Origin of the sequence: Bacillus cereus group sp. Sample62 (genome assembly GCF_036851315.1) — a bacterium.
Classification (GTDB): Bacteria; Bacillota; Bacilli; order Bacillales; family Bacillaceae_G; genus Bacillus_A; species Bacillus_A wiedmannii.
In genome coordinates, this window is sequence record NZ_JAFLPK010000001.1 from 3,414,246 (window position 1) to 3,426,314 (window position 12,069).

The window sequence follows — 12,069 nt, forward strand, 5'->3', positions numbered from 1 at the left end:
TTGACAACCCTTTCTATTAACCGAATACGCGATAATATAATTGTTTCGCTTTCGAAATATCATTTGTACCATGAATGAAAACACGACCATCCCGAAAAATAACGACGCGGTAATCATCTAGTTGGCAAGATAGTAAATACGGATTCCGCTCTACTTTCCCTAGTTTGTTTAATACCTTTTCCATATCGTCAAAATCGTACTTTCTATTTTCTACTGGCCTAATTTGCACTGTATTTCTTCCGCATAAAGCAGCCACCTTCGTTTGGTTTTCGTATGATAAATAAGGATAAGTTCGATTCAAACCACACGAGGGGCAATCGTCCGTTTTGATTTTCCCTAGTTTTATAAAATGGTTTTGATTACTCCATATATCAAACATGAAAAATGTTTTTCTAATTGCCGAGAAATCTCCGACTAAAATTTTGAGTGCTTCCGCCACTTGATATGCTGCGACGATTTGAACAGTCGGGCTAATAATTCCCGCGGTATCACATGTCACACCTGTAACAGGAACGTTCTTCAGCACACAATGTAAACACGGTGTCTCTTGCGGAATAACCGTATAACTCATACCGTACGATCCAACGCAAGAACCATATACCCACGGGATATTATGTTTTTGTGATAAGTCATTTATTATAAATCGAATATCGAAATTATCTGTTGCATCAATTATTACATCTACATTTTTTAATAGGTCCTCCATATTTTCTGCAACTGCATCCATTACGAAAGCATGTATTTGTACTTCCGAATTAATTTGTTCTAGCCGATTTTTAGCAGCGATTGCTTTCGGTATTTTCTCTCTCGCATCTTGTTCAGAGTACAATTGTTGCCTTTGTAAATTACTCCATTCAACGTAGTCACGATCAATAATCGTCAACTTGCCAATACCTGCACGTACGAAACTTTCGGCACTTGCACTTCCTAATGCGCCTGCTCCTACAATTAACACATGTTTATCTCGAATTTTTTCTTGCCCTTTACTCCCAATCGGTTTGAACAACTGTTGTCGTGAATACCGCTCAGCCATTACATACCCTTCCTCTCAAGAACTCTATTTCATATTAGAATGTTGTTTTTGATAACAAGCAAAGTAAGCAAATCCAACAAATCCAGCTCCTCCAATTACATTTCCGATAAAGACAGGAACAAAATTTCTAGCAAGATCCATCCACGTCAGATGACCTGCAAAAATAACTGCCGAGATGACAAACATATTTGCTACTACTTGCTGAAATCCAATCACTACAAATGCCATAATTGGAATCCAAATTCCGATTATTTTCCCGACAAAATCACTCGTCCCATAAGCAAGCCAAAGCGCAAGACAAACAAGCCAATTACATCCAATCGCTAAAATTAAAGTTCTCCCAAACGTTTCATGTAACTTTCCTTCTGCTATCGCTACCGTTTTATTTAAATAATCTCCCTCTGTTAATCCGCCAAGATGACCGAAACAATACGCAACAAAAATAGCTCCCACGAAATTCATGAAAGTAATCCAAACCCAATTATTTAATACACTTACCAATGTAATTTTCTTTGCATATAGCGCCATAGAAAGTGACATCATATTTCCAGTAATTAATTCTCCTCCCGCTAATACGACGAGCATTAGTCCAACAGGAAAAACTGCTCCTCCTAATACATTGACTAAACTCCCCCAGCGCTCAGGTAAATTACCTAAAACGCGAATGTTAAGTAAAAAACCGAGCGAAATAAACGCTCCTCCTAAAAAACCGAGAATAAGCATTGCTGGCAACGTCTGACTTACTTTTTGAACACCGGCCTCAATTACGAGTTCAGCAATTTGTTCCGGTTTATGAAATGCCATTACTAATTCCTCCATTTTCTCCAAATAAAAAAGCAGCTTCAAAAAACCTCCTCAAAATAAAGGTTTTTGAATGCTGCTTAATTTCTCTGCACATCTTTTACAGAGATATCAATCATCACTTTTACTATAAAATAGAAAATCTACAAACGTTGCAAATTTTCCATTTTGTATATACTTCATCATAGCGTCACTTATATATATCAACCACCAATATGTGACATTTCAATTTTAGGTATTCTTTTTTTACTTGTATTATTTAAGCGTTCATCTGAATAACGATCTTCTCGATTGTTCCATATATCGCGTACGATATATGTTATTTCCTCGTCAGTGTATCCAGATCGAAGTAGTTCTCTCAAGTCATTTCCTTTAGAAGCGAACAAACAAGTATATAATTTTCCTTCTGCAGAAATACGTGCTCTCGTACATGATGAACAGAAGGAATCTGTTACTGATGAAATAATACCTATCTCTTCATCACTTCCAATATAACGATAGCGAGTAGCAACTTCACCTGCATAATTCGCTTCTATCCGTTCTAATGGCATAACTTGATGAATGGCATCTACTATTTCTTGTTTAGAGACAACCTCTTTTAACTCCCAACCGTTATAATTTCCAACGTCCATATACTCAATAAACCGAAGAATATGCTTATTTTCCTTAAAGTATTGCGCCATCTGCAAGATGTCTTGTTCGTTTTTCCCTTTTTGAACGACCATGTTTATTTTAATTTTCATACCAACTTCAGCTGCAGCCTGTATTCCTTCCAGAACCCTTTGCACTTTGCTTCTATTACCATTCAAATAGAAAAATCGCTCTTCTTCTAAGGAATCTAAACTAACTGTCACACGCGATAAACCCGCCTTATATAAATCTGGAGCAAACTTTTTCAGTAGTGATCCATTGGTTGTTAAACCGATATCTTCCACACCTTCTATTTTATTAAGGCGCTCAATAAGCTGCGGAAGACCTCTTCGAAGTAACGGTTCTCCGCCTGTAATTCGTAACTTTCTTACACCTAAAGAAACAAAAATACGTGTTATCCTTTCAATCTCATCAAAAGATAAAATTTTATCATTAGACAAAAACGAATAATCAGGACCAAATATTTCTTCTGGCATACAATAACGACAGCGGAAATTACAGCGATCAGTAACAGAAATACGTAAATCCTTTAAAGGACGTTGTAGTTTGTCTAATGTGACAGATTTCATATTTATTGCCTCACTTTTACTTATTTTATATTTACAACACGCTCTGGATGCGTATATACATTTAAGGATTGATTCCGAATAAACCCTATCGTAGTAATACCTAATTCTTCTGCTAGCTGCAAAGCCAACTCAGTTGGAGCTGATTTTGACAATATAATTTCACAACCAATCTTTGCAACTTTCAATAATATTTCCGAAGAAATACGACCACTAAATACAATGATTTTATTCCTTATAGAAATATTATTTTTTAAACAATAACCGTAAATTTTATCTAATGCATTATGCCTACCGATATCCATTCGGCTTAAAATAATCCCATTCACATCGCACAAAGATGCATTATGAACACCACCTGTATGTTGAAACGTCTCCGCAGATTGCTGCATTTCTTTCATTAATCGAAAGCAGTCTTCTGCAGCAACCTGTACATGCATACCATTCATTTTTTTCGCGCTTAGTGCATCATTTGCAAAAACAAACCCTTGTCTACTCATACCACAGCATGAAGTAATATAACGTTTATTTTGCATTTGTTCGTAATACGGATTCACTTTTTTCGTTGTGACATGTACAAAGCCTTCTTTCTCTTGTACCCATACGTCATCAATATCTTCATACTTCCGAATGATTCCTTCAGATGCTAAGAAGCCGATTACCATGTCTTCTATATATTCTGGAGTACTAACCATTGTAACAAACTCCTGTCCGTTCATTTTAATCGTGACTGGAAACTCTGTTACAATGCTGTCCTCTATATGCTTAAACGACCCTTGTTCATAACGAAAGATTTCTCTTTCTACCTGTATCGGTTTCACGATCAGTACCCTTCTCTCACGTTATATTTTTATCAAAAACAAATACCGAAACCGCAATATCTTCCTCTACTTTCATATCTGAAAACAAATTCACTAATTTTGCACCTACAAGTTCTTCCAAATGTTCTCGGGAATTCGCAGCATACACTTCTTGAATCATTTTCGTTCTAGCCATATGAACCATTTCCGCACCGTCCATCGTACTTGAAATGAATTTTTCAGTAGGTGTTAAGTTTCCATAAAGGGTCGCAATCGCCATATTTTCAGCAAAAACAGTATGAATTCGTTCTGGCCCTTTTCCGAAAAGTTCCTTTCGAAGTTTTCGTATCATATCATTAAATTCATGTACTTTTTTTGACATACAATTATACCTCCCAAAAATCCTCATTTTACTTTATTATATATTTTACCAAAATGATCCTTCCGCCCAAACTATTTCGTACAAACATTTGGGCGGAAAGGTTCACTTCATGAAGTTTATTCGTCTTTTAACCCTTTCCCCATACCTTTTAAGAAATGAAGTCCAAACCCGATAGCACGGTTAATGTCTGGGTCTTTCAATACTTTCATAAGGTCAAATACCCCTACTTTTTTATTACTCTCTAGATGTTCATTACCTTCTTCTAACCCTACTAATAAGCTACCTATAAGCTTTTTCGTAAGTTCCGGATCTAGTTCTGTTAAAGCACCCGCAGCACCCATCATATTATTAATTAAATTTGTAACAGGCTCACGAGTCACTTGGCCAAGAACAATTTTGGCGATCGGTTCTTTCGCCTTTAACATAGAATTTGCAGCTTCTAGCATTCCGATGTCATTTAACTCACCAACAATATTAAACATTTGATTTAAAGCTTCTTCATTATTAGCTAGAAGCTCTTTTAAATCATCTAATTTTTGCTGTTTTATTTCTTCCTCAGTTAATTCTTGTTTTTGAATCACTTTTATAGGTGCAGCCATATTTTTCTCCTCCTACTTATCCGTTAAATGCACATACCCTGGACGTGCCCACTTACGATTTACCTCAATACCAGCTTGAGGATGACGTTTTTTGTTACGCGGGTTCGCTTTTGGCATCGGATTTGTGCCATCAACTTCTAGCACTTCCATACGCACTTTCGTTTGTTTATAAGCAGGTGTGTTCGTACGTACGTCCACAGCAGGACCTGTTAAGAAATTAATTGCTGTTTCATTATCTGTAGAGTTCATCGGTAAATATAACTCATTCGCTTTTACACGGTCTGTTACAAGTACACGTAATTTTAATGCTCCAAAAGGAGAAACAAGACGAACTAATGACCCTGTTTTCACTCCACGTTCTTTTGCAAGTGCTGGAGAAACTTCAACAAACACACCAGGTACTTTCGTTTGAATACCTGTTGATTTATTTGTCATATTCCCTTCATGGAAATGTTCAAGCATACGACCGTTATTAATGTGAAGATCAAACTCCGCTGGGAATTCAGCTGGACGTACCCAGTCAGCAATCGCAAAACGAGCTTTTTTATCTGGGAAGTTAAATCCATCTTGGAAAAGTAATGGTGTATTCGTTCCATCAAAACTTCCCCAATGGAAACTATTCCAGCCTTCAAGTACTTCATAATTTGCTTGTGAGAATAATGGTGATAAGCTTGCCATTTCAGCAAAAATTTCACTTGGATGGCTATAATTCCAGTTTGCACCTAATTTATTCGCAATCTCCTGCACAATCCACCAATCTGGCTTCGCATCTCCAAGCGTAGGAAGAACTTGATACAATCTTTGTACACGACGCTCTGTATTTGTGAAAGTACCTTCTTTCTCAAGAGACGGTGCTGCCGGTAATACAACATCTGCATATTGAGCAGTTTTAGATAAGAAAACGTCTTGCACAACGAAGAAATCAAGGCTTGATAACACTTCATGTACATGGTTCGCATTAGAGTCTACAAGAGCCATATCCTCTCCAACAAGATACATAGCTTTCATTTTTCCTTCCTCAATTGCGTGTAGCATTTCAATATTATTAAGACCTGGTTCACTATTAATTTTCACTCCGTAAGCCATTTCAAATTTCGCACGCTCCATATCGTTAGTAACGTGCTGATATCCAGGAAGCCATCCGGGTAAAGTACCCATATCACAAGCACCTTGTACGTTATTATGACCTCGAAGTGGATATGCACCAGCACCTGGACGACGATAATTACCTGTTGCAAGAAGTAAGTTTGAAATCGCAGCGGAAGTATCAGATCCACCTGTATTTTGCGTTACTCCCATACCCCAAAGGATACATGTACCATCTGCATCACGAATCATTTCAGCCATTTGAATAAGTGTTTCTTTTGAAATACCAGTCATTTCTTCTGCATATTCAAGTGTATATTCTTTCAGACTCTCTTTGAAATCTTCAAAGAAGTTTACATTCTCATCAATAAATCGTTGATCGTGCCAGCCTTGGTCAATCATATATTTCGTAACAGCCATTAACCATACTTGATCTGTTCCTTGTTTTGGACTAATAAAGACGTCTGAACGCTCTGCCATTTCTGTTTTACGAAGATCAGCCACAATTAATTTTTGTCCGTGTAATTTATGCGCACGTTTAATACGTGTAGCTAAAACAGGATGACCTTCTGTCGGATTACAACCTACAATGATAACAAGACCGGATTTTGCAATATCTTTAATCGTTCCAGCATCTCCGCCCATACCAATTGTACGGAATAATCCGTCTGTCGCTGGCGATTGACAATAACGTGAGCAGTTATCAATATTATTCGTTTCAAATACTTGTCGAGCTAATTTCTGAATTACATAATTGTCTTCATTCGTAATTTTAGATGAAGAAATAAAACCGATAGCATCTTTACCGTATTCTGCTTTAATAGATCCCAATTTACTTGCAACTACATTTAGTGCTTCTTCCCATGTAGATTCAACAAACGTTCCATTTTTACGAATTAAAGGTTTTGTAATTCTTTCTTTAGAATTTACGAAATCCCAACCGAATTTTCCTTTTACACAAGTAGAAATTGCGTTAACTGGCGCATCAGAAGAAGGCTGTACTTTAAGAATTTTACGCCCTTTCGTCCACACTTCAAATGAACAACCTACACCACAAAATGTACAAACTGTTTTCGTTTTCTTCGTACGAGTATCACGCATGGCCGCTTCCACTTCTGATACCGCAAAAATGCCACTATATCCAGGCTCAACTTCTTTAATTAAATCTACCATCGGTTCAAGAATATCTGGTTTTAATCCCGTCATAAATCCAGCTTCACCGAGCATCGTTTTCTCCATTAAAGCATTACAAGGGCAAATGGTTACACATTGACCACAGCTCACGCATGAAGAATCATTAATATTTACTCCTTCATCCCAAATAACTCGTGGGCGTTCCGCTTCCCAGTCTATTGATAACGTTTCATTTACTTGTAAGTTTTGACATACCTCAACACATTGACCACATGCAATACATTGATTAGGATCGTAGCGATAAAACGGATGCGTCATATCAACTCCACTTGCATCTACTTTTGGTTCATACGGATATTTTTGATGTTCAATCTCCATTAATTCTGCTGTATTATGCAGTTTACAGTTCCCATTGTTGTTGTCACATACTGTACAGTATAATAAATGATTTTCTAGTAACCGATCCATTGCCTCTGTTTGTGCTTCTTTGGCATGAGCAGAATTACGTTCAATGTTCATACCTTCTTTCACTACTGCCGAACAAGAGCGCACTAACTTTCCGTCAACCTCTACAATACAAGTGTCACATGTTTGAATAGGATCTACTTCTGGCACGTAACAAATTTGCGGATGTTCAATCCCGTTCTCATTAATAACACCCAATATCGTTGAACCAGGCTCCGCTGTATACTTTTTTCCGTCAATTGTAATATGAACCATGTTGTTATTCATGGTCTTTCCCCCTTTTTGAGAATAAAAAAACTCCACCACGAAAATATACGCACCACATTTCGGCACGTTATTATCATGGTGGAGTAGTTTATTAGCACATCTTGCTAAAATACCAATCCATTTATTCATAAATAAAACGATAGATTCATAACAGATCATATCACGATTCCATCTTTAACACTATAATTATAGCGTTAAAGATAAAAATATACAATATAAAATTTAAACTACGCATATGTCAGCACGGAACTATCCATAATAACCCATATAAAACATAACAAGGAGTAAACGAACAAATGGGGTCTTTTAATAAATGGATACGTGGTGAAAAATCTTTCTCTGCACAAGAACAAGCTGATCACCTTTTAAATAAATCTATCTCTTCCTCTCTTTCCATTAATCTAAAGCACTTGTCCAAACTTTTTAGCGGTATTCCAGAATTAATTACACGTACTTTTCCGTTAAAAAACGGAAAAGAGGCTGCAATTATATATATGGAAGGACTTGTAGACAAAACTGTTATCAACATTGATATTCTTCGCCCTCTGCTATTTAAAGAGTGGAATGAAGATGATTGTTGGGAATCCTCAGTTACAGTCGGGAATATACAGAAAGTTCAGCAGTGGTCCGATATTGAGCAGTCCCTTTTACATGGTAAAAGCATTTTATTTATAAATGGACAACTTACAGCATTAGAACTAGATACGCAATCGGCGCCAAAAAGAAGTATTGAAGAACCTACAACAGAAACTGCTATAAAAAGCTCACACGAAGGATTTAATGAAGTAGCGAGCGACAGTCTTGCACTTATTCGTCGATATATTCCAAATCGCGAATTGAAAGTGAAGGAATTCACTGTTGGTGAACGAGCTACTTCAAAGGTTTTTTTGCTGTACTTAGCAGACGTTGCAAACGAAGACGTTATACAAGAAATGGCATGCCGTATCGAATCAATCAAAGTGGATGCCATTATTACTACCGGAGAATTAGAAGGGTTTGTTGAAGATAATTCATATACTCTCTTTCCGCAATTATCAATAACCGAACGCCCTGATACAACGGCCCATCACATTTTGGATGGACGAATTGCTGTTGTTGTAGACCGCTCACCCGGCGTATTAATTGGACCTATGACCTTTTCATCTTTTTTTCAGACGATAGATGATTACAGCTTCCGACCAATGATTCCATCTTTCATACGACTACTTCGTTTTACCGGACTATTTATTGCAATATTTGCTCCAGCTCTTTATATTGCTATGATTTCCTTTCATTATGAAGTGATTCCACTTAAATTATTGTTAACAATTGGAGAATCTCGAGCTAAAATTCCTTTCCCCCCTATATTAGAAGCACTTTTGATGGAACTAGTACTTGAAATGCTCCGCGAAGCTGCGGTTCGGCTTCCTGGTCCTGTTGGACAAACGATTGGCGTCGTAGGAGGGATTGTCATTGGACAAGCTGCTGTCCAAGCAGGAATAGTAAGTAATGTTATGGTTATCGTCGTATCTATTACTGCAGTCGCTTCTTTTATCATCCCTAACATGGAAATGTCAGCAGGAATTCGGCTTCTTCGCTTTCCAATGATGATAACCGCTTCTTTGTTTGGGGTCATTGGAATTATGGTCGGGATGGCAGTTATCATCATCCATATTCTTTCTATGGAATCACTAGGTGTTCCTTATGGTAGTCCTTTTTCTCCGTCATTTGCTTCGGATTTAAAAGACATTCTTTTACGTTTACCATGGAAAATAATGAAGAAACGACCACTATCCCTTAACTTAAAACAAGAGAATCGACAACGCGATATAGAAGAAACGGAGGAAGATAAGTGACAAAGCGTGCAAAGAGGGAGATTAGTTTATTTCAATACATTTTAACGATTAGTGGTGTTCAAGTAGGGTTCGGTGTACTTACACTGCCACGTGAAGTTGCGCAAGGGGCGAATACAGATGGCTGGATGTCTATTATAATAGGATGCGCTATCACTACTTTAGTCAGTCTATGTATTGTAAAAATTATGGAAAAACATCCCGGGTATACTTTACTTGATGTGCTAACTCGTTATCTTGGGAAGTGGCTAGGAAGAGTAGCAATGATTTTTTGGATTTTATATGCTGTTCTTGCAGCTGTTTCCTTGATTTTTTCCCTCTTATACGTTATTCACATTTGGATTTTACCTAGATCTCCAATGTTTTTAGTCATGATATTATTATCTATCCCAATGGTTATGCTCGCATGTAAAGGTGTTCTTATTATTAGCCGCTATGCTGTTTTTACTGTCTTATTTACACTCTGGATGCCATTGCTATTATTTATCCCACTTAAAGACGGGCATTGGGTTTATCTTCTTCCTCTCCTTAAAGAGGGATGGCTACCAGTTTTCAACACAGTAAAATCAACTATTATTGCCTTTCTCGGATTTGAGTTTGCATTTGTCCTTTATCCTTATCTCAGTAATAAATCATCTGCAAAAAAAGGAATCGTTATTGCAAATATGATTACTTTATTCGTTTACCTGCAAGTTACGTTCGTTTCTTTCGTGTATTTTAGCCCAGATGGTATAACTAAGTTTTTATGGCCCACTCTTTCTCTTGTTACACCATTTCACTTTTCGTTTCTGGAACGGTTTGAAATTATCTTTTTGTCATTTTATCTCTTCATTATTTTTGATTCTTGCATTCCTTATATTTTCACTGCTTCAGATGGGATCAATCAGTTACTTAACAAAAAAGGGAGTTCATTACCTGTTTGGTTTTTATTATTCGGGTGTGTTTTCGTTTTATTTTTTTATATCCCATCCTCGTATCAAATAGGTGCCTTGCGGGAATTTTGGGGAACTGCAAGTTATTTTATCGTTTTTCTATTCCCAGTCGTATTTCTCTTATACATGACACTTTATCAGCATTGGAAAAGGAGAAAAATTTAAATGAGACGCTTTATTTTCACTATATTTTGCTTTCTCATAACCTTTTTAACAGGATGTGGAGGAGATCGGCTCGACCTAGAAAAACAATCCATTTCCTTAATTTACGGGTTTGACGCAAAAGCAAAAGGAAAATTAATTGTGTACCACGTAAACCCTATTTTTAATGAAGATGTGGAGAAAAAATACGAAACTCATGAAGCGACAGTACATACCCCTCGAGAAGCAAAAGCAACATTTAATAGTTCAAGTAGCGGTTTAGTATCTACAGAAAAGTTACAACTCATTTTATTTAGCACGAAATTTTTAAAACAAGAAGGAGCTATGCCTTACCTTGATGTTTGGTATCGCGACCCTAAAAATACTGGAAATATGCGCATGGTTGCAGTAGACGGTCCAATCTCTTCAGTTATATATAATAATTTTAAAGATAAGCCTGCACTTCCTGAATATTTAACAGATTTAATTAATACGAACAAACTATACAATCGAACCGCGTTTACGACATTCCATGAATTCCATAGGCAAACTTTTAATAAAGGTATAACACCTGCTATCTCAGAAATAAAAAAAGGTAAAAAAGATATTCTCGTTACCGGCTCTGCATTATTAACTTCTCGCGGAATCTATAAAATGTCTTTAAATCGATATGAAAGTGCCCTTCTTCTTCTATTACAAAAGAAAGCGAATATACCCGTTTCACTTACACTGAAAATCCCTTCTCATTCAGTTGAAAGTAATAGTCATCTAAAAGATACAGACGGCGACGATTTCGTAACAATAAATGTTCTTAGCATGAATCGTGACATTCACACAGGCTATAACGATAACCACTTCAAATTTAATATTGCAATGAATTTTAAAGTTTCCGTATCTGAACTTACATTCAACATGGATATAGACAAAGGTAGAAAAAAATTAACTGCACTTATTACAAAACAACTAAACAAAGATTTAAACGATTTAATCCACAAAATTCAAAAACAGCAACTTGATCCATTCGGGTTTGGTGATTATGCGAGAGCATTTCAATATAAAGAATGGAAAACTGTCGAAGATGATTGGCCAAGTGCCTTTTCAAAAGCTAATGTGAAAGTAACTCCTACTATTAAAATTTTAGAAAACGGGATTATTAAATAGTAAAAACACGCTACTTGCTCTTATACGTGTAAAGAGTAAGTAGCGTGTTATCATTTTTATTTTGAAGCTTCTTATACAGTTATACTTCTGTTTCTGGTTCTTCGTTTTCCGCTTGTTCCAATCTTTGTTGCTCCGCAAGTTCGGCTGAAATCATTCCATAATAAATTTCTGGATACAATCCAAATATTTGATATACACTTCCTAAAAACGGCATCGGAA

Annotated in this window: 11 protein-coding genes; 3 read left to right on the plus strand and 8 right to left on the minus strand. The window is 36.6% G+C overall.

Going from position 1 to position 12,069, the window contains the following annotated elements; translation table 11 throughout:
- Positions 1-16: 16 nt before the first annotated feature.
- The 7 genes from J0835_RS17320 to fdhF form a co-directional block, all read right to left on the minus strand.
- Positions 17-1,033, minus strand: coding sequence for a molybdopterin-synthase adenylyltransferase MoeB (locus tag J0835_RS17320; protein WP_087981469.1), 1,017 nt, complete (start codon positions 1,031-1,033; stop codon positions 17-19).
- Positions 1,034-1,057: 24 nt separating this feature from the next.
- The gene (locus tag J0835_RS17325) at positions 1,058-1,837 is read right to left on the minus strand and encodes a formate/nitrite transporter family protein (RefSeq protein ID WP_002107908.1); all 780 of its coding nucleotides are present in this window, start codon (positions 1,835-1,837) and stop codon (positions 1,058-1,060) included.
- Positions 1,838-2,037: 200 nt separating this feature from the next.
- A complete protein-coding gene (gene moaA, locus J0835_RS17330; protein ID WP_217894815.1) occupies positions 2,038-3,054 on the minus strand; it encodes a GTP 3',8-cyclase MoaA in 1,017 nt (338 codons plus the stop codon).
- A 20-nt stretch (positions 3,055-3,074) separates the two neighbouring features.
- Positions 3,075-3,872, minus strand: a complete 798-nt coding sequence (gene fdhD, locus J0835_RS17335; RefSeq protein ID WP_087981471.1) for a formate dehydrogenase accessory sulfurtransferase FdhD — start codon at positions 3,870-3,872, stop codon at positions 3,075-3,077.
- Positions 3,873-3,888: 16 nt separating this feature from the next.
- On the minus strand, positions 3,889-4,233 hold the full coding sequence (locus J0835_RS17340) for a DUF2294 domain-containing protein (RefSeq protein WP_000039582.1): 345 nt from the start codon (positions 4,231-4,233) through the stop codon (positions 3,889-3,891).
- A 116-nt stretch (positions 4,234-4,349) separates the two neighbouring features.
- Entirely contained in the window at positions 4,350-4,832 is a 483-nt protein-coding gene (locus J0835_RS17345) for a DUF1641 domain-containing protein (RefSeq protein WP_087981472.1), read from the minus strand.
- 12 nt (positions 4,833-4,844) lie between these two features.
- A complete protein-coding gene (fdhF, locus tag J0835_RS17350) occupies positions 4,845-7,784 on the minus strand; it encodes a formate dehydrogenase subunit alpha (RefSeq protein ID WP_087981473.1) in 2,940 nt (979 codons plus the stop codon).
- Positions 7,785-8,080: 296 nt separating this feature from the next.
- Between fdhF and J0835_RS17355 the strand changes: the two genes are divergently transcribed.
- The 3 genes from J0835_RS17355 to J0835_RS17365 are packed head-to-tail and all read left to right on the plus strand — an operon-like array spanning position 8,081 to position 11,850.
- On the plus strand, positions 8,081-9,619 hold the full coding sequence (locus tag J0835_RS17355) for a spore germination protein (protein ID WP_087981474.1): 1,539 nt from the start codon (positions 8,081-8,083) through the stop codon (positions 9,617-9,619).
- On the plus strand, positions 9,616-10,713 hold the full coding sequence (locus J0835_RS17360; protein WP_087981475.1) for an endospore germination permease: 1,098 nt from the start codon (positions 9,616-9,618) through the stop codon (positions 10,711-10,713). The genes J0835_RS17355 and J0835_RS17360 overlap by 4 nt, the downstream gene beginning before the upstream one ends.
- A complete protein-coding gene (locus J0835_RS17365) occupies positions 10,714-11,850 on the plus strand; it encodes a Ger(x)C family spore germination protein (RefSeq protein ID WP_087981476.1) in 1,137 nt (378 codons plus the stop codon).
- Between the two features lie 79 nt (positions 11,851-11,929).
- Here J0835_RS17365 and J0835_RS17370 read toward each other — a convergent pair whose 3' ends face one another.
- Complete coding sequence (locus J0835_RS17370; protein ID WP_001116179.1) at positions 11,930-12,064, minus strand: hypothetical protein; 135 nt, start codon at positions 12,062-12,064, stop codon at positions 11,930-11,932.
- Positions 12,065-12,069: the final 5 nt, after the last annotated feature.